This is a genomic window from Pseudomonadota bacterium, assembly GCA_030860485.1.
Classification (GTDB): Bacteria; Pseudomonadota; Gammaproteobacteria; order JACCXJ01; family JACCXJ01; genus JACCXJ01.
In genome coordinates, this window is sequence record JALZID010000237.1 from 1 (window position 1) to 18,531 (window position 18,531).

Annotated in this window: 17 protein-coding genes and 2 pseudogenes; 12 read left to right on the forward strand and 7 right to left on the reverse strand. The window is 64.6% G+C overall.

Annotated elements, in window-relative coordinates:
- Nucleotides 1-198: 198 nt before the first annotated feature.
- Complete coding sequence (locus tag M3461_14465) at nucleotides 199-981, forward strand: 3-hydroxybutyrate dehydrogenase (GenBank protein MDQ3775461.1); 783 nt, start codon at nucleotides 199-201, stop codon at nucleotides 979-981.
- A gap of 427 nt (nucleotides 982-1,408) precedes the next feature.
- Here M3461_14465 and M3461_14470 read toward each other — a convergent pair whose 3' ends face one another.
- The 4 genes from M3461_14470 to M3461_14485 form a co-directional block, all read right to left on the reverse strand.
- A complete protein-coding gene (locus tag M3461_14470) occupies nucleotides 1,409-1,576 on the reverse strand; it encodes a hypothetical protein (GenBank protein ID MDQ3775462.1) in 168 nt (55 codons plus the stop codon).
- A 186-nt stretch (nucleotides 1,577-1,762) separates the two neighbouring features.
- Nucleotides 1,763-2,788, reverse strand: a complete 1,026-nt coding sequence (locus tag M3461_14475; protein ID MDQ3775463.1) for a hypothetical protein — start codon at nucleotides 2,786-2,788, stop codon at nucleotides 1,763-1,765.
- Nucleotides 2,770-3,237: a biotin/lipoyl-binding protein gene (locus M3461_14480; GenBank protein MDQ3775464.1), complete on the reverse strand. Its 468-nt coding sequence runs from the start codon at nucleotides 3,235-3,237 to the stop codon at nucleotides 2,770-2,772. The genes M3461_14475 and M3461_14480 overlap by 19 nt, the downstream gene beginning before the upstream one ends.
- A gap of 306 nt (nucleotides 3,238-3,543) precedes the next feature.
- Nucleotides 3,544-4,188 carry a 2OG-Fe(II) oxygenase family protein gene (locus M3461_14485; protein MDQ3775465.1) on the reverse strand — a complete coding sequence of 215 codons (645 nt, stop codon included), beginning with the start codon at nucleotides 4,186-4,188 and terminating at the stop codon, nucleotides 3,544-3,546.
- Nucleotides 4,189-4,928: 740 nt separating this feature from the next.
- On the opposite strand from M3461_14485, the gene M3461_14490 reads away from it, so the two are divergent.
- The gene (locus M3461_14490) at nucleotides 4,929-5,726 is read left to right on the forward strand and encodes an alpha/beta hydrolase (GenBank protein MDQ3775466.1); all 798 of its coding nucleotides are present in this window, start codon (nucleotides 4,929-4,931) and stop codon (nucleotides 5,724-5,726) included.
- 64 nt (nucleotides 5,727-5,790) lie between these two features.
- On the opposite strand, the gene M3461_14495 is transcribed toward M3461_14490, so the two are convergent.
- On the reverse strand, nucleotides 5,791-7,440 hold the full coding sequence (locus tag M3461_14495; protein ID MDQ3775467.1) for a SagB/ThcOx family dehydrogenase: 1,650 nt from the start codon (nucleotides 7,438-7,440) through the stop codon (nucleotides 5,791-5,793).
- A 256-nt stretch (nucleotides 7,441-7,696) separates the two neighbouring features.
- Nucleotides 7,697-7,967: pseudogene (locus tag M3461_14500) on the reverse strand (DUF6516 family protein).
- Between the two features lie 206 nt (nucleotides 7,968-8,173).
- Here M3461_14500 and M3461_14505 point away from each other — a divergent pair.
- From M3461_14505 to M3461_14550, 10 genes and pseudogenes are all read left to right on the forward strand, one after another.
- A complete protein-coding gene (locus M3461_14505; GenBank protein ID MDQ3775468.1) occupies nucleotides 8,174-9,001 on the forward strand; it encodes a glycosyltransferase family protein in 828 nt (275 codons plus the stop codon).
- Nucleotides 8,998-9,855 (forward strand): transketolase, encoded by an 858-nt coding sequence (locus M3461_14510; protein MDQ3775469.1) that lies wholly within the window; start codon nucleotides 8,998-9,000, stop codon nucleotides 9,853-9,855. Before M3461_14505 ends, M3461_14510 begins: the two co-directional genes overlap by 4 nt.
- A 22-nt stretch (nucleotides 9,856-9,877) precedes the next feature.
- Nucleotides 9,878-10,783: a transketolase gene (locus M3461_14515; protein ID MDQ3775470.1), complete on the forward strand. Its 906-nt coding sequence runs from the start codon at nucleotides 9,878-9,880 to the stop codon at nucleotides 10,781-10,783.
- A 9-nt stretch (nucleotides 10,784-10,792) separates the two neighbouring features.
- On the forward strand, nucleotides 10,793-12,139 hold the full coding sequence (locus M3461_14520) for an aminotransferase class III-fold pyridoxal phosphate-dependent enzyme (protein ID MDQ3775471.1): 1,347 nt from the start codon (nucleotides 10,793-10,795) through the stop codon (nucleotides 12,137-12,139).
- Nucleotides 12,139-12,951 carry an SDR family oxidoreductase gene (locus M3461_14525; protein ID MDQ3775472.1) on the forward strand — a complete coding sequence of 271 codons (813 nt, stop codon included), beginning with the start codon at nucleotides 12,139-12,141 and terminating at the stop codon, nucleotides 12,949-12,951. The genes M3461_14520 and M3461_14525 overlap by 1 nt, the downstream gene beginning before the upstream one ends.
- A gap of 299 nt (nucleotides 12,952-13,250) precedes the next feature.
- Nucleotides 13,251-14,147, forward strand: coding sequence for an N-acetylneuraminate synthase family protein (locus M3461_14530; GenBank protein MDQ3775473.1), 897 nt, complete (start codon nucleotides 13,251-13,253; stop codon nucleotides 14,145-14,147).
- A 590-nt stretch (nucleotides 14,148-14,737) separates the two neighbouring features.
- Nucleotides 14,738-16,837, forward strand: coding sequence for a DUF1929 domain-containing protein (locus M3461_14535; GenBank protein ID MDQ3775474.1), 2,100 nt, complete (start codon nucleotides 14,738-14,740; stop codon nucleotides 16,835-16,837).
- Nucleotides 16,800-17,012 carry an Ig domain-containing protein gene (locus M3461_14540; protein ID MDQ3775475.1) on the forward strand — a complete coding sequence of 71 codons (213 nt, stop codon included), beginning with the start codon at nucleotides 16,800-16,802 and terminating at the stop codon, nucleotides 17,010-17,012. Before M3461_14535 ends, M3461_14540 begins: the two co-directional genes overlap by 38 nt.
- Nucleotides 17,012-17,211: pseudogene (locus tag M3461_14545) on the forward strand (putative Ig domain-containing protein). The gene M3461_14540 and the pseudogene M3461_14545 overlap by 1 nt, the downstream one beginning before the upstream one ends.
- A gap of 99 nt (nucleotides 17,212-17,310) precedes the next feature.
- On the forward strand, nucleotides 17,311-18,165 hold the full coding sequence (locus tag M3461_14550) for a PKD domain-containing protein (GenBank protein ID MDQ3775476.1): 855 nt from the start codon (nucleotides 17,311-17,313) through the stop codon (nucleotides 18,163-18,165).
- Here the strand turns inward: M3461_14550 and M3461_14555 are convergent.
- On the reverse strand, nucleotides 18,124-18,531 hold a 408-nt coding region (locus M3461_14555), incomplete at its 5' end, for a transposase (protein MDQ3775477.1). The two genes, M3461_14550 and M3461_14555, sit on opposite strands and share 42 nt — an antisense overlap.

An 18,531-nucleotide genomic window follows, 5' to 3' on the forward strand; every position in this document is an offset into this window, starting at 1 on the left:
ACAGATCCTGAGCGTGACGCCTTTCGAGCAAATGCCTTTGCTTCAGTTGCTTACCGACATGGCGCCAATCGAAGAACCGACCATCTCCAGTAACCAGACTGGTCTTGCTTTGAAACCTGTCGGACACCACTGACCCAGTCCCATATAATAAATATTGCACCCGCAGTAATCCAGGATTGTTTGCGCAGGAGGATTTCAATGCCCCTCAAAGACAAAGTTGCCGTCATCACCGGAGCCGCAAGCGGCATCGGCAAGGAAATCGCGCACGCCTTCTCGAAGGAGGGCGCGAAAGTCGTTATCGCCGATCTCGATCAGCAAGACGCGGACGCCGTGGCCGATGAGCTCGGCGCGCGGACGCAACGAGCGCTTGGCGTCGCCATGGATGTTACGGACGAGGCGCAGGTGGAAGCCGGCATGACGAAGGCGATCGACGCCTTCGACAGCATCGATGTGCTGGTCAGCAATGCCGGCATTCAGATCGTAGAGGCGCTCGATCAATTCGAATTCAAGCAATGGAAGAAGCTGCTCGCGATCCATCTGGATGGCGCTTTTCTAACGACTCGCGCCGCCTTGCGGCAAATGTACAAGCAAGGCACCGGAGGGAGCATCATTTATATGGGCTCGGTGCACTCCAAGGAGGCATCCAAACTCAAGGCGCCTTATGTCACGGCCAAGCATGGCCTCATCGGGCTGGCCAAGGTAGTCGCCAAGGAGGGTGCGCAACACGGCGTGCGCGCCAATGTTATTTGCCCCGGCTTCGTGCGCACGCCACTCGTCGACAAGCAGATCCCCGAGCAAGCCAAAGAGCTTGGAATTTCAGAGGCAGAGGTGATCAGAAACGTGATGCTCAAAGACACCGTCGATGGCCAGTTTACAACCGTTGAGGACGTCGCTGCCGCAGCGGTGTTCTTCGCTTCATTTCCATCCAATGCGCTCACCGGCCAGTCGCTGGTCGTGAGCCACGGTTGGTTCATGCAATAAGCATCGAGACTCATGGCCTGAGGCCAGATACCTGGCCGACGATAGTTCGACATCGCCACATTGTAGGTTGGAACCGGCTCCATAGGTTCCGACAAAAACAGCGTCCCAAGACCCGATGGCGCCGATTGATCGCGCAAAGGTATGTGGTTCATCGAACGTATTCATCCGTTACCCATGCGGCAGCCCCGGTTTTGGCGTAATCCTCGTGAACGTTAAGCGACGGCGGAAGCCCGCTTTGTCGGCGTTCCGCCGGATGCGTTCACCTCTGCAGCCATTTCGCAAATGATGGGGCTGTTGCAATCTCGCTGATGCCCGCTTTGGCGATCGCCAGCACGGAAAATGCCGCGCTGCAAGCCTTATCGCACAAAACGTTTCTCGACCCACCATGTGCGCCGAAGAGGACAACGTCTCCGTGCCTCTCTTTGCGTCAGCCGGTCCACGGACCTTCGAGATAACCGCCAGTCACCCGCAGCATGACTTCTTCAACGACAACTGTGCCCCAAACTTTGCGAACTGTAGTATTGATAGCGCGGACGACTTCACGTTTACGCCCGGTGAGCAAGTACTTTTCGATGACGGCAGAACCGTCGTTCAAGGGGTGCGGGTCGAGCGCTGTCCTGAACGGTGGCGGTGGTCGGGACCGTTGTGACGACGGTCGCGGAACCGATACGGCCACGAGCTGCGAACGGCCGCGCGGCGTGCCGTAAGTCCTGAGCTAGCCCGACAGGATGCGGTGGCGAAGGAATCGCATCGGCCTCACGATCGATGCGGTTCACTTCGTTCACCACATCGACGAGGACGGCAAGGGCCTCGCCCGGCGCCACACCCGCCAGGCCCCGGCCGGGGTGATCGTGAAGCACCGGGTATCCGTATGGACGGTCAAGCGTGCGAGCCGCCGGCCCTTTAGCATCCTGAGGAGCGGGGCGAACCAGTGCTCTTCGATTCGGTGCAGGGGATCGGATGGGCCGGGTACCTGCTCCCCACCCGCCCGCGCGTCCGGCCGGAGCACCACGAGGACATCTCCCTCGATTTCCCCTCGTGTCCAGAGGTCGCAAGCGCCCCGCGGCACAGGCCCGTGCGCGATCTCGCCGTGCCGGGCGAGCCCGAGGCCCAGCACATCGTCGGCAAGCACCCGAGCCCAGCGTACGGGGGTCCTCGCCGGCATCGTGCCGGCGCCCCAGAACCACAGGCTATTGATGGGAGCCTCGCCACGCCCCTCGCGTGCGGCGTTGATCGCGGCGCCGTGGAGGACCATCTGGACATCGTTCGCGAGCCGGTGCCAGAAACGCCGTTCCGGCCCGCTCGGGAGATAGGGGTCGATGTGGTCCCCCAAGGCCGCCAGAGGGGGCCGGGTGACGATGTCGGGGACGTTCGGGAGCCGGAGATACCAGCGCCGACTATCCCGCCCGATGTGGAGCACGAATCCATGCTCGCCCAAGACGCCCGCGATCTCGGCCGAAAGTCCCAAGGCCTCGTCCCGCGCGAGAAGCAATCCTTCCCCATCGAAGAGCCGCAATCGCCCGAGATCGGCGCGCAGATACACGGGATCGGCGCGCATCCAGCTACCGTCGTGACCCGCATCGAAATCCACGAGATGGGTCAAGGCGGCGATGGGCAGGTCCCGTCCCGGCACCGCTCGGATGCCGAAAAGCCCGCACAGTGCCGCCTCATAGGTCTCGTGTGGAACGACGGGCCCGGCGCAGGGATCGGCACGCGCGATGAGGCGTTCCAGGGCCGGGAGTTTCTCTTGCGCATGTCCCGATCCGAAAAGCCCCGGCACTACCAGGGTCAGCGTCTCTGGGCCCATTCCCGGCGCGATTGCGGTGAGCTGAGGTCCCGAGCATGGCTGAATTTGAGCTGCCAGAGGTCCGCGGTCGCCTCCTTCTGCGCGACATCGGCTTCATATTCGGCCGGGTCCAAGGCGATGAGAGCGTCCCCGCGTGCCGCCGCCTGTCCCTCGGTGAAGGCGAGCGACTGGATGCGGCCGTCGATCTCCGGGCGCAGCACCACGGCCTCGTCGGCCAGGAGGCTCCCCACCGTGTCCACCATGACGCGCGCGATGCCGACCCGCACCGGAACCGTGGTCACAGGCATGCCCCGAGGGACCATCGTCGCGGCGGCGGGCGCCGGACCCGGGCCGCTCTCACGGTGTGTCGACCCAGGCTGGGCCGACTCACGTGCAAGATAGACCCGTCCGCCGGCGGCCAGCGCGACGAGGACGAGCGCCGGCAGGGTGAGTTTGATGAACCTCGGCATAATCGGGGTCGACGTGAGTACCTTGGGGATTGCAAGCTGGCTTTACGGGGGGATCGCCGCGCCCGGCATCGGCACCGTACGAGCGCACAAAGTTTTGGGCCCTCCTCGCCCGCTCGGGCAGCATCCCATCGCGCACCGCCCGGTCATCCCGATCCGTGATACTACGGTGTTCACCGTGCGGGTGAAAGGGGCCGTCCTGTGGCTTTCCCGGCGCCATCTATCGGCCCCCCGCCGGGGTGGTTACCGATCTGCGACTGGACATCTAACCCGGATTTCTCACCACCACCCTGCTGCGACCATCGATCCCTAACGATTCGCGCCCCAGAGCGGCGGGCTCAACGTCGCGGCGCAGGCGGTGAACATGATATTGAAGCTGATGCTGATGCGCTCTCGGGCGCTCCTATTGGGATCGACAGAGTGGGGGAGCCAGGCCGGAAACAGCAAGAGCGTTCCCTCCCGGACCCGCACGACCACCTGATCCGTGTTGTCCGCGGTGAGCGCCTTGACCGGGGGCCGGAGGATCGCGGTCTGAACGCGCGGGTCGTGGAAGTTGATGGTATCGGCGCCTGCTTGCGTCTGCACGTAATAGACCCCGCTCAGGAAATTGTTGGGGTGGGTGTGCACACCGTGGGACGCCCCTATCCCGTTCACGTTGGCCCAGCAACCGGTGATCTCGAAGTCGTCGGAGGCGATCTCGATGAATGACAACACTTTCCGTGTCGTGGCCTGAATGGCTTCCACAAGATCACGGAATTCATCAAGCCGGTGGAGCGCATGTCCCGATTGCCAGTTTTCGCCGCCCGAGGGCTTTCCTGCCGAGGCCCGGATCTCCGCCACTCGGCGCAGAATGGCCGGGTTGATCGCCCGGGTGGCCTCGTCGTCCAACTGCAGCGTCCAGACAACGGTCGGGAACATGCGCAGGAAGTCGGGGGATCCCACTCCGATGGTCATGGTCTCTTCCTCGCCGCGGCGCTCTTCGCTGTCAAGCTCATATAGCAAAGTGTAGTATCTCGTGACGGTCGTTGAAGGGAGCCGAAGTCCCGGGGCGTGATCGAGGCACGGACCGCCCGCGGAGATCCTCTCGACCTCAGAGAGACTCGGCTACCGCGACTGGACGTAGCGCGTCTTCGAGCCGCTTGGCATCACGGCAAAGGATCGCTTCCCCCATCGACGTCAAGGGGAAGCAGATAGCCGGGCTCCGATCAAACGCCATTAGAGAACCGCCATGTCTGGGCATTGCGAGTTGGCGAGCGGGTGGCTGCGCCCGGCCAGAGCGCCAGGGTCGCCTGAGCAGCGTCGCTGCCAGTCTTCAGCGCTTCACCGGAAACCCATCGATTGTCTCCGGGGCTCCGTCGTGGGATCCTTCAGGCGCCTTGGCCCAACCCATGCCGCCAGCCGGCGCCTTGGATCGTCGTCGCCTTTCCAAGCCTTCTTGTCCGGCGCGGCCTATCTTGTTTTACGAGACCATGCGCAATCGCCAATCGTTGCCGGTGATCTGTTTTCACAACTACAGCGGTTACAGGAGGATTCGATGTCAACGATGTTTGTCGTGAGCTGTCGGAAGGATTTCTGGTCCGCCACCGAGTTTTCGCCGATGGACGAAATCCGGGAGCTCGACTTGGACAACGGTAATGGCCTTGTCATAACGCCCGCCGCTTTTTTTGTAGGCTATGGCGCAAAAGCGGATCACGGTGCTCGTGCACGGCTACAACAACGAGCGACTCGATGTTCTCGGTTCGTATCGCACAATCGACGCGCAAATGCGGCTGCTTGGTTTTCTTGGAGCGGCGAGTCGACCGTACGATGCTCTCGTGGGCTTCGCTTGGCCGGGCGGTGCGACTGGTGTGTCGTTTCCCTTCGCCCGTGGCCGGGCCGATGACACCGCTCCGCGATTCGGCCGGCTGCTTGCGGATCTACGTGGCTGCGGAGCGACGGTCGATCTCAATACGCACAGCCTCGGTGCACATGTTGCGTTCGAGGCGCTGAGAGAAGCTTCGTCGCAGGTGGTGCGCAACGCCTGGAACTTCGCGTCGGCGGTCGACAACGAGTCGGTCGAACAAGGGGAGCGCTACTTCGACGCATCGAGGCAGTCGGCGTGCTTCTACGTCTTTCACTCCAAGAATGACCCCGTGCTACGGGTGTGGTATTCCGGGCCGGAGGATCCGCGCGCGATCATCGATCATTCACAGCTCGTCACGGTCATCAACTGCAAGGACGTCGTCACGTCACACGGGGGCTACCGTTCTAGCGGCCAGGTATGGTCGTTCATGGCGCAGGAACTGACGTCGCCAACCAACGAGCAGTTCGTGACGCTCAAGAAAACGCCTGAGGCGCTCACCGCGGTGTTTCGAGCCACCGGGGGCAGCTTCCGGGCTGCGGCAACCTACTGCAAGGCGTCGGTCGCCGGCAGGGAGTCGGAAGCGAGCGTCACCACGGCGGGGCTCGGAGAACGAGCGTTGAAGCAATTGACCTATTTTTTGGGTGTCTGATCAAGCCCCCGCACGGATCACACAATCTCCGACGGGCATCCAAATGTGCGCGCTCTCGACCGGTTTAGTCCGTCTCCCCGCCCCGGCCCGGGAGCGCCCGGTCGTATGCGGGCAGGGTCATCAGGCGCAGGTCCTCGACCGGGCCACCCACCGTGAAGTGGTAGAAGCTCTGCCACTCCATCGAGTCGATCCCGAAGACCTCCTGGACCGGGTCGTCGAAGTAACAGCCGATCCCCGTGGACCGAATGCCCGCCTCTTCGGCCTCGAGGTAGAGCACCTGCCCCACCATGCCGGCCTCCCAGAAGAGATTCCGGTAGAACGCCGCGCCATAGGTCGTCAGGCTGTCCCGGTAGTCGGCGATCATTCCGAGGCTGAACGCCCCGTCGCCGGCGATATCCTGGCCGCAGGAGACCCTGGCCGCCAGCGCTCGACAGTCGCCTTCCTGCAAGAGATACAGGGGGAGCCCCGGGGGACAAGCGGGCACCCGCTGCCAACGAAATCCTGGATGCATCACGCCCTTGAGGATCTCGATCTTGTCCGGATCCCGGGGTAGCGCGTAAAGTCCCGGGGACAGGCCATCGACGCGGTGGACGAATAGCCCGAGATGGATGCGCGGCCGCCACGGGATCGCATCCCAGGGCATGGCTCGCGGCTCTCGTGTCGGGATCAAGCGCGCGAGCATGCGGAAAAATGTGCCCTGTGAGATCGCGGTCGAGCCATCCATGGCCACCGCGCTGCGGCGGCCGAGGATCGCCTGCTCGGCGGTGAGTAGGCCCGAGTGGACGGGTATCTCGATGAGGGCCTCCTCTTCAGGAAACCCGGACCAATGTTCCGTGATCGACGCCTCTGTGCCCCGCGTGGCCCGCGTGACCTCGGCGATCACGGGCCACTCGACGGCGTGCCCGGGGCTCAGCCGATTGGCCCGGCCCTGCCACAGCACGCCGTCCACCCTCACCGAGTTCAATTCATGTGAAATCCTCGACGACAGTGCCGGCGCGACCAGGGCCAGGATCTCCGGCTCCTCCCGCTCTGCCTCCCCGAAGTCCCGGCTGAGTCCGAGGAGGCTCGCGAGGCTGCCATCGCCGACGCCATCGAGGAGCACCAATCTCCAACCGAGGGCGGCTGCCGCGATGCGCAGGGCGGCCAGCGCGTGCCCGACATCGTGCTGGCAGTACCGGAACGCGCGCTCGCCGTACTTCCAGGCCTCCCGCCAAGGCACGGACGACAGACCCACGAGGAAGCCCGCTTCAGGGAAGGGCGCGAGGATCTCGGTCCATCGCTCTGTGCCGAGAACCGCCCGCTGCTCGAGGGCGTGCGCCCTCGGGGCATAGTGGTACACGGCGGCCGTATCGCCGAGCCCCTCGATCGCGGGCAGAACGGCATAGCCCTCGGTCGGATGAAGGTTCCCGCTCGAGGGGTTGGCGCGCAAGGACCACGTGGCCTCGCCGAATCGCTTCCACGCGGTGAGAGACAGGGCGTAGCGGAAGAACAGCGACACCGACTCCAGCGACAGCGGCTCCGGCGCTACGGTCCCGCTGGCATAGAGATGCCGGTAGGGAAGCAAGCGGCCCGCTCGGGGCAGCGGGAGACGCACGAGGGGCGCTCCCGCGTAGCGCCGAAACGGATCGGGCTGCGTGGCCCAATCCATGTATCCGAGCGCGGCCGCAAACCGATGGAAGTGGTGCTTGGTGCGTTCGTGGTAGGCGACGACCACCTCTTCGGAAGAGGCATCACGTTCGAAAAGGCCGGTCCGTTCCGGCGGACCTGGCGGTCCCGATGATCGCGGAAGACGCCGGTACGAAATCATAGAAATCGTCGTGCTGCTGCAAAGCGCTCAAGGAGCGGCTTGGCGTTCATCGGCGGCCGTCGCAGATGCGGTGTCGGCATACCCGGGTGCCGGGCCGGTCATCGATAGGGGTCGACCGGGCTGATATCACTGTAAGCTCAGTGTGGCGTGTAATTCATCGAGCTCAGTATGAATGCCCTGATCGTCGCGCACCAGCAACCCGGCTGTCACCAACGCCTCTCGCTTTCCGCACGTCCGTTAGAAAGTCGGCCACCAGCTGCTCGACGGTGGTGAAGGTATTAAGGTTCCTCCAAATCCCCGAGATGTCGGTGGTCGCCCTTGCCGCGCTCGTTGTCATAACTTATCACCCGACGCCCCGCGTAGCCGTAGAAAAGGGAATACTTCAACCGGTGGGCGCTGCCCGACACCGGTTCCGGCACTGCCTAGATCGTCATCTCCACGATGGCGCCATCGTCGGGATGGATGGCTTTGTCGTGGAAGATGCGGGTGCGGGCACGATATGGCGCAATGTGCCGTAGACCAGTTATGGCGTCAAGTGACATAATTCCTTCGGCCAGTGCTGCCGGGTATGATCCGCGTCATGCGGGAGCGGTGGGCGAAAGACGATGGCAGGGGCTGGGTTCGGGAGGGGATGGCCCGTATGAGCAAGGCTGAATCACTCGTCGTCGTGCAGGCACGGCTGGGTTCGACCCGCCTGCCGGGCAAGGTCTTGATGGACCTCGCCGGCGAGCCGCTCATCGTGCGCATGGTCGAGCGCGTGGCGCGCATGAAGACCCCGGTGCGGATCGTGGTGGCTACGACGACCGATCCCGCCGACGATGCGCTCGTCTCGGTGTGCCGCGCGGCAGGTATCGAGGTCTTTCGGGGGCACCCGACCGATCTCCTCGACCGTCACCTGGCGGTCGCGTGCCGCTACACGGCGGTGGTGGTCGCCAAGGTGCCGTCCGACTGCCCGCTCGTCGATCCGGCGGTCATCGACGCGGTCTTCGCAGGCTTCGCGGAAGGAGACAGCGATTACACGAGCAACCTGCACCCCGCCTCATTCCCGGATGGCAATGATGCCGAGGTAATGACCGTCGAGGTCCTGGAGACCGCCTGGCGCGAAGCCCGATTGGATTTCGAACGCGAGCACACGACGCCGTTCATCTGGGAGCGGCCGGAACGGTTTTCATTGAGTAATGTCGCGTGGGAGGAGCGAGCCGACGGCCGCCCCGGCAGGGACTATTCGATGTCGCACCGCTGGACCATCGATTATCCCGAGGACTATGAATTCGTCCGGCGGGTATACGAGGCCCTGTATCCCGCCGATCCCGCTTTCGGGCTCTACGACATCCTGGACCTCTTGGGCCGCCGACCCGGGCTTGCGGCGATCAATGCGAAGTACGCCGGCGTCAACTGGTATCGCCATCACCTGCATCGGCTCCGCACCATCGATCCTGGAGAGACTCGCACCGTAGCATCCCGATGACACAAGAGGACGAAAAACACCTCGAAGCGCTCGCCCATCGCGTGCGCGGTCATATCGTCCGCATGGCGACCCGCGGGGGTTGCTTCATCGGGGCCTCGCTGTCGTGCGTGGATCTCTTGACGTATCTCTATGCCCGCTGGCTCAGATTCGATCTGGCGCGGCTAGAGGACCCCGAGCGCGATTATCTCTTGCTCTCGAAGGGACACGATGTCCCCGCGTTGTACGGGCTATTCGCCGAGCTTGGAGTCCTCGATCCCGCACGCCTCGAACGACACCTTGCGCCCGGCGACGACATCTACTGGCACCCGAACCGTAATATCCCGGGCGTAGAGTTCCATTCCGGCTCGCTCGGCCACCTGCTTTCGGTGGGCCTCGGCATCGCGCTCGACGTGAGGCTACGCGGCGGCCCGAACCGCGTGGTGGTGGTCCTCGGCGACGGGGAGCTGAACGAGGGATCGGTGTGGGAGGCGGCCCTGGTCGCGGCCGCCAAGGGGATGGACAACCTCGTGGCCATCGTGGACCGCAACGGCTTTCAGGCCAACGTCGCGACCGAGGACCTGATCCCGCTCGAACCCCTCGAAGAGAAGTTCCATGCCTTCGGCTGGGCGGCCTTGCGCATCGACGGCCACGACTTCGATTCCATCGAACGCGGCCTGGCGCGCATCCCGATCGCCCTGGGCCGGCCAAGCGCCGTCATCGCGGACACCGTGCGCGGCCAGGGCCTGCCGAGCTTGACGGCCCGCGCCGACCGCTGGTTCTGCAACTTCACCTCCGGGGAGGTCGAGATGCTTCTAGACGAGCTGGAGGGGACACGTCGAGCGGTGCTCGCGAGCGAGACCATCGTGGCGCGCTAGCGCCTGATCCATTGGCTAGCTGATGACCTACGAAGACGCCCTGCACCGTCTCGCCGAAGAGGACGAGCGCCTCGTTGTCATGACGGCCGAGAACCGGGCCGCGATCCGGAGACTGCCCGAGCGCTTAGGGCCGCGCTTCATCGATGTCGGGATCGCCGAGCAAACCATGGTCGGAATGGCGGCGGGACTGGCGCTGCGCGGCCGCATCCCGGTCATCCACGCGCTCGCGGCCTTCCTGACGCTCCGGGCCTTCGAGTTCATCCGCACCGATGTCGGGATCCCGGGCCTGCCCGTCAAGCTCGTGGGGAGCTTCCCGGGTTTCGTCTCGGAGGCCAACGGCCCGACCCATCAAGCCATCGAGGACGTGGCGCTCATGCGCGGCATCCCCAACATGAAGGTCTTCTGTCCCGCGGACCTCGATGATTTGCTGATCGGGCTCGATACGGTGCTCCTCGATCCCGCACCGTATTACATCCGCTATAACGCCCAGGGCCCGGTGGTCACCCACACCCCCGACTTCGCCCCCGGCCGTGCCGAGGTGCTGGCCGAGGGCCGGGACGCGACATTCTTGGCCTATGGCGTGCTGTTTCCGGAGTGTCACCAGGCGGCCGAGCGCTTGCGAAAAAACGGCCTGTCGGTCGGGCTCGTGAACCTGAGGACCTTGAAGCCGGTGGACTGGGATCTCCTCGTCGCCCTGGCCCATTCCTGCCGGCTTCTGGTGGTCGTCGAGGACCACTTCAAGACTGGCGGCCTGTACTCTATCCTGGCCGAGACCCTGCTCGAGGCCGGGGTCACGGCCGAAACACTGTGCCTGTCGCTCCCCGACCGCTGGTTCAAACCGGCGCTCTACCCGGCGCTCCTGGAGCACGAGGGCTACACGCCGGAGGCCTTGGCGCGCAAGGTCCTGGCCCGGCTCGAACGCCTCTGAGGAGAGCGCATGCCGAACCGAGTCCAATCCAACCCCGAACTGCCGTGCATCGAGCGCTCGGACGCCCTCTGGGTGCGGGCGCAAGGACTCGTCCCGGCGGGTACCCAGACGCTCGCCAAGGGACCCACGCAGTTCTCCCGGGGCGTGGCGCCCAAGTACCTCGCGCGCGGCAGCGGCGCGCGGGTGTGGGACGTGGACGGCAACGAGTTCCTCGATTTCAACATGGGCATCGGTCCCATCATCCTGGGCTATTGCCACCCGGTGGTGGACGAGGCCATCCGCCGCCAGCTCGAAGACGGGATCACCTTCTCGCTCATGCACCCCCTGGAGGTCGAGCTCGCGGAGCTCCTGCGCGAGGTCGTGCCCCATGCCGAATCGGTGCGTTTTTCGAAGACCGGCTGCGACGCGACGAGTGCCGCGGTGCGACTGGCGCGCGCCTACACCGGGCGCGAGCGGGTGCTGTGCTGCGGTTATCATGGCTGGCACGACTGGTACATCGCCGTGACCGATCGGGCCGCCGGCATCCCGGCCGCGACCGCCGAGCTGACCGGCACCTTCCGCTACAACGACATCGATTCGGTGCTCTCGGCGCTCAATACCGACACCGCCTGTGTGATCCTGGAGCCCTTCACCTTCGAGCGCGAGCAAGACGGTTTTCTCGCGGAGCTGCGGCGGCTCTGCGATCGGAATGGCGCGCTCCTCATCTTCGATGAGATGTGGACCGGTTTCCGCTCTGCCCTCGGCGGGGCCCAGGCGTTCCTGGGGGTACGCTCGGACCTGTCGCTGTTCTCCAAGGCCATGGCCAACGGCATGCCGATCTCGGCCGTGACCGGGCGACGGGACGTCATGTCGCTCCTGGAAAAGGACGTGTTTTTTTTTACCACCTTCGGGGGCGAGACCCTGTCGCTCGCCGCCTCGATCGCCTGCATCCGGCACCTTCGCGATCACGGCGTCATCGAGCACATCGCCCTGCGCGGTCAGTCGCTCCTGGATGGCTTGCAACGGATCATCGGGACGCTCGGGCTCGATTACGTATCGGTCACGGGCTATCCGTTCCGGACAGTCGTCGGTTTCGATAACCGTGCCGGCGATCCGCTGGTCATGAAGACCCTGGTGCAGCAGGAGCTGATCCGGCGCGGAATCCTGTGGGCCGGCATTCACAACCTCTGCGACGCCCATACGCCCGAAGACATCGACTACACGCTCGCCGCCTACGGCGAGGCGCTCGGCGTCCTCGAGGCGGCGGTCGATGCTGGGCGGGTCTCGGAGTCCCTCGAGGGGGCGCCGATCGAGCCCGTATTCCGCAAGACCGGCGGGTTCAATACCAAGCCGAGGGCGCAGGCACGGGAGGGGTGATGAGCACGACGGAACTCTTCTCGCTAGAGGGCCGGACGGCGATCGTGACCGGCGCGACCGGTCTGCTCGGCCGCGAGCACTGCCGCGCCCTGGCGGGGGCCGGGGCCCGGGTGGTGGCGACGGACCTCGATGCCGCCGCGTGCGATGCCTTGGCCGCCGAGATCGGGGGCAGTGCCCTCGGCCATCGCGCCGACGTGAGCGATCCCGAGTCCCTCGCAATCCTGCTGGCGGCGGTGCTTTCGATCACAGGAAGGGTGGACGTGCTCGTCAACAACGCGGCGCTGAACGACCGCTACGAGGACCCGTCCACCGCGCCGGAATCGTCGCGCTTCGAGCGTTACCCGCTCGAGCTCTGGGAACAGGCCCTCAAGGTCAACGTGACCGGGATCTTTCTCTGCTCACAGGCGATCGGTGCGCACATGGCCGAGGCCGGGCGCGGCAGCATCATCAATATCGCCTCGACCTACGGCGTCGTGGCCCCGGATCAGTCGCTCTATCTCGACCCCGAGGGCCGCCGGCGTTTCTACAAGTCCCCCGCCTACCCGACCAGCAAGGGCGCGGTGCTGGCCTTCACCCGCTTCCTCGCGGCCTACTGGGGCGCTAGCGGTGTGCGCGTCAATGCCCTCTCACCTGGCGGGGTCGAGAATGGCCAGGACGATTTCTTCGTCGCGGAATACGGCCGCCGCACGCCGCTTGGCCGCATGGCGGCGCCCACGGACTATCGAGGCGCGCTGGTGTTCCTGGCCTCCGAGGCCTCGGCCTACATGACGGGGGCCAACCTCATCGTGGACGGGGGCTTCACCGCCTGGTAGGTTTCACAATCTGGTAAAAGGGCTTTGCGACGATCCGCATTGGCATTGCACTAGGTACGGCGCGTTGGGCGCGCTGCCGGCGCGACCCACCAAGACGCCACAGGCATAGCGTATTTCAAGGCATATACCAGGCGCGGTCACAGCGGGCGGACCCCCACCCGACCCTCCCCCGTCCGCGAAAGCGCGGACAGGGGAGGGTTTCCAATCCCCTCCCCTGCGTAGCGGGGGAGGGTCAGGGTGGGGGGAAGCGCGTACGTATATCTTGCGTCCGGCAAGGCAAGAGACAAGCAGGAGGGGCCATGGCAATCGTCGATATCGGGGCGCGCAGAATAGGCGACGGCGAGCCCGTCTACATCATCGCGGAGATCGGCATCAACCATAACGGTGCGCTCGGCCACGCCAAGACGCTCATCGCCGGCGCCAAGCGCGCGGGGGCCGACATGGCGAAATTTCAGAAGCGCAATCCCGAGGTGTGCGTCCCCAAGGATCAATGGGGCGTCGAGCGCGACACGCCCTGGGGCCGGATGAGCTACATCGATTACCGGTTCCGGGTCGAGCTCGGGCTCGAGGATTACCTCGAGATCGACCGTTATTGCCGCGATCTCGGGATCGACTGGACGGCCTCGTGCTGGGACGAAGATTCGATCGAGTTCATGGAACGCTTCGATCCGCCCTTCTACAAGCTCGCCAGCGCCTCCCTGACCGATCTGCCCTTACTTCGCAAGGCACGCGCGACCGGGCGGCCGGTCATGATCTCGACCGGGATGTCGACGGCGGAGGAGATCCGAACCGCCGTCGAGGCCGTCGGTCTCCACGGTCCCGGTGGGCGGCCCGGACTCTTCATCGCGCACTCGACCTCGACCTACCCGTGCAAGCTCGAAGAGCTGAACCTGCGCATGATCCCGAGCCTGAAGGCCGCCTATCTCGAGGCCCCGATCGGCTACTCCGGCCACGAGACCGGCCTCGCCCCCACGGGCGCGGCGGTGGCCCTGGGCGCCAGCTTCATCGAGCGCCATATCACGCTCGACCGCGCCATGTGGGGCACCGATCAAGCGGCCTCGGTCGAGATCGGGGGCTTCGAGCGCCTGGTGCGAAACATCCGCGACATCGAGACGTCGCTCGGCGACGGCGTCAAGCGCGTCTACGACAGCGAGCTGCCCGCGAGGCGCAAACTGCGCCGCGCGCGTGCGCAATAACATGGAGTCCGCTGGGATGACTCGTTCCGCCGCACGGCGGGCGCCGCGGCGTAGCCGCGCCCAGCACGTTTGCCGAGACACCGCCAGGTGTCGCTGCGGTGGCGCGTGTTCGGCGCTTGGTACAACGCGGCCGAAATACGGCTCCCCCCGCCAGGATCGACAGGCGTCGATGATGCGGCGTCGCCCCGTTTAGCCGCGCCGCCCGAAACCGCGACCCGACCGGTGTCGGCCCGGGTGATACCCGGCCACGGTGACGCTGCCGGGGGCGCCGTGGTGTCTGAACGCCTGCACGATCAGCCTGTCCTGTCGTCTTACGAAGACGCCGGCTACCTGGTCCGCACGGTAGGTCGTAGCCTCATGCTCGAAAGATGCGCGATAAGCTGTCACCGATCAACAAGTTGCGTTAGGCTCCTCGGATCCACCGCCTGCGAGCGCGCACGCATGGCTCGTTGCATGTAAAATGTGACATTCATCACAGAAAAACTGGGATGGACGGATCGTGCAACAGACCTGGTTTGCAGCATTCGGCTGCCCGTAGCGTGCTCGTCCGTCGCACCTGTCAATACCTGGGAAACAAAGGACTCCCTATTATGCAATCGAAACCCGCCGGCGACTTCCGGTTCCGGCCCTTGTCGAAGGTACGGCTACTCGTCCTCCTCTCGTTTTTCGCCGGTCTTTCCCAGACGCTACTCGCGGCGACTCCCGGCATGGAAGGCCGATGGGGACCTCGCATCAAGTTCAGCACGGTCCCGATATCCGCGGCCGTTCTCCCCAACGGCAAGTTGTTGATCTTCTCTTCGTGGGACAGATTTGACTTCACATCCGGCAAGGGCGCGCGGGATAAGACTTACTCCAATCTCTACGACCCCGCCACCGGTAAGGTCACCGAGTTTCGCGTGACACAGACCAAGCACGACATGTTCTGTCCGGGCACCACCTTGCTGGAGGACGGGCGTCTCTTGGTCAACGGCGGCGGGCCGCACGTAACCACCACGAGCATCTACGATTTCAATCGTAATCAATGGGTGCGCCGCGCGAGCATGAGCCGCCGTCGCTGGTACAACGCTTCGACCACGTTACCCGGCGGCGGGGTGTTTACGCTCGGCGGCATTCCGGACGATGGCGTCGGCGAGCTGTGGACCGCCGGTGCCGGCTGGAGCGTGCTGGCCGGTGCACCGGTCACGCCCATGACCGTGGACGCGGGAACAAACATGCCCCGCAGCGGGGAGCATCTCAAGGTCCTGGTCGCGCCCAACGGCAAACTGTTCGCCGCGGGTCCCACGCCCAATATGCAATGGTACGACACCGCCGGCGGCGGGAGTGTCCAGTTCGCCGGCCGTCGCGGTGATGACATCTACGCACAAAACAACGTGACGGTCATGTTCGACGTTGGCAAGATCCTGACTGCGGGAGGCAGTCCACGCTACGACGCCGCCTCCGGAGCGCACCCCCCGGCGAGCGCCAACGCTTACGTGATCGATATCAATAGCGCCGTCAGCACCAGGAAAATCGCATCGATGCAACACGGTCGTAGCTATGCCAACGGTGTGATATTACCCGACGGGCGGGTCCTGGTGGTGGGGGGGAACGGCACCGGCAAAGCATTTTCCGATGCCGACGCCGTCTTTGTCCCGGAGATGTTCAATCCGGACACGGAGACGTGGACCCCGATGGCGAGGCAGGCTACGCCGCGGACCTACCATTCAACGGCGCTATTGTTGCCGGATGGCCGGGTGTTCTCGGGTGGCGGTGGCCTATGCGGGAACTGCGGCGTCAACCATGCCGATGGGGAGATCTACAGTCCGCCTTATCTTTTCCGGGGGCCGCGTCCCGTCATTCGAGGCGCGCCTCCCGTCGTCGGTTATAACGCCCCGTTTTCGATCGCCACGACCGGCGGCGTGGGTCGGTTTACGTTCGTGCGCCTGTCGTCGACAACGCACACCGTCAATACGGACCAACGGTTCTTGCCGCTCAAATTCGTGCGCAAAGGCGGCGGTTCGTTTACCGTCACCTCACCCTTGAACACCAACATCGCTCCGCCGGGCTACTACATGCTGTTCGCGCTCAGTGCGACCGGCGTGCCGTCGGTCTCCAAGATCATGAAGCTCAGCGGCACGGGCGCACCCGTGAGCAGCGGCGGCCGCTTTCGTTACGTCAAGCTGGAGGAGGTTTCGGAGGTCAGCGGCAGGCCCTGGGGCTCGGCGGCGGAGCTCAATGTCCTGGACAGGGGCGGCAATACCATCGGCCGGAAGGGTTGGGTGGCGAGCGCGGACAGCGCGGAGACCGCAAATTCGCCGCCTTTTCCGGCGGCCAACGCCATAGACGGCAAACCGAGCACCTTCTGGCACACGCGATTTGTCGGTGCGAGTCCGCCGCCGCCGCATTGGTTGGTGGTGGACATGGGGAGGAGCCATCCGGTGGGCGGTTTCCGTTACCTGCCGCGGCAGGACGGTTCATCCAACGGCCGGATCGCCCGCTATAAATTCTATGTAAGTGCCAACGGCGTGAACTGGGGGAGGCCGGTGGCGCACGGGACCTTCGCCAACAACAAAAGCGCGAAGACGGTGACCTTCGGCGCCGCGCTATCCAACAAACGGTCGGCGGTGACGAACCTGGGGAACCAGACCGATATGGTGGGGACGAACATCAATCTTGCCATCGGCGCGAGCCATCCGAACGGGACACCCTGATAGCGCCACGCGCCTGCCGGCGGGGTTATCGATCAACGCCGGCACGGGGGTCATCACCGGCACCGTGAGCACGACCGGCGCCTCGACCGTAACCGTGACGGTCAGCGACGGCAAGGGCGGCACTACTCCAACGAGTTTCACCTGGACGGTGACGAGCCCAACCAACCGCCGGTAGTGACGAATCCAGGGAACCAATCCAGTGTGGTGGGGGCGAACGTCAATCTCGCCATCGGCGCGAGCGATCCGAACGGGGACACGCTGAGTTACAGCGCCACGGGTCTGCCGGCGGGGTTATCGATCAATGCCGGCACGGGGGTCATACCGGCACCGTGAGCACGGCCGGCAGCTCGACCGTCACCGTGACGGTAAGCGACGGGAGAGGCGGCACTGCCTCTACCAGCTTCAGCCTGCGGATCAACGATGCATTGGCGCTGGATCCGATCGCCTCGCCGCCGCAGACGGCCGGAACCCCGGTGAGTTATACGCCGGTACCGCACGGCGGCGTCAACCCGAGGTTCTCGTGGTCGTTTGGCGACGGTACCGGAGCGACGGCGCCGGCCAGGACGCCTGGCGCGACCCATACGTTCGCCCAACCCGGACGCTACACGGTGACGGTGACCGCGACGGACGATGTCGGTGCGAATGTCGTGCGGGAATTCGTTCAGGCGGTGCACCATCCCTTGACGGCAACGCCGCCGACGGTATCGATGAGCATCGCCTATGAAGGCCATGGATTGGTGGTGTTCGATTCGGCCGGCTCGCAGGCTTTCGTCACATTGGAGTCGATGGGACTGTTTGCTACGGCTCGCCCCCACGACCGGCGTCGAGACGGGGCGCGTCCGCGGTGGGACCGAATCCACGTCATCTGTCGGTCAGTGCGGACGGTACCCGGGTGTTCGTTTCGCGGTTCATCACGCCGCCTGTGCCGGGAGAGGCGACCGCCGCCCCGAACACGAGCGGTCGCGGTGGCGAGGTCGTCGTGGTCGATAGCTCGTCGCTGGCGATCGCCAAGACGGGTGGTGCTTCAGCACAGCGAAGCGACCGATACCACGGCCGGCGGGCGCGGAATGCCGAACTATCTCGGTCCGGCGGTGATCGCGCCCGATGGCCGGTCGGCTTGGGGACCGTCCAAGCAAGACAAGATCAAACGCGGCACACTGCGCGACGGCCGCCACCTGACCTTCGAGACTACCCCGACTTCCGCAACTCGGGCCAAGAAAGCCAGTAACCTGTTGATTTTGCGATCATGGGGTCGCAAAGGTCGGCACTACAAGGTCATGTTTTGGTTAGGCCACGAGGGCGGCGTTGGAGGTGATCTTGGGGGGTGACTGTTGAGGTAGTAGCAATCTCATCTGAGACAAGAGGAGACGCTGATCAGGGTCGGGTTGTGTGTAGCGAGGTAGGATGAGGTAGCGCCCATCGGTGGTGGGTAGATGAACATCGACCATCTGCATGGCCGCAAACTTTTCCAGTACCGCTCTCGGGGTTAATCCCGGCGCCAGTGCGCGTAGCCGGTGTTTGAGGGTTCCCTGAAGGCAATACGCCATGAAAGCGACGAAGATGTGCGCTTCGATACGGCGGTCCTTCTGGTGATAGATCGGGCGGATGGACAAATCGCTCTTGAGCTCTTTGAAGGCCTGCTCGATCTCGGTCAGTTGGATGTAGTACTGCCACAAGCGAGCGGGAGGTTCTCT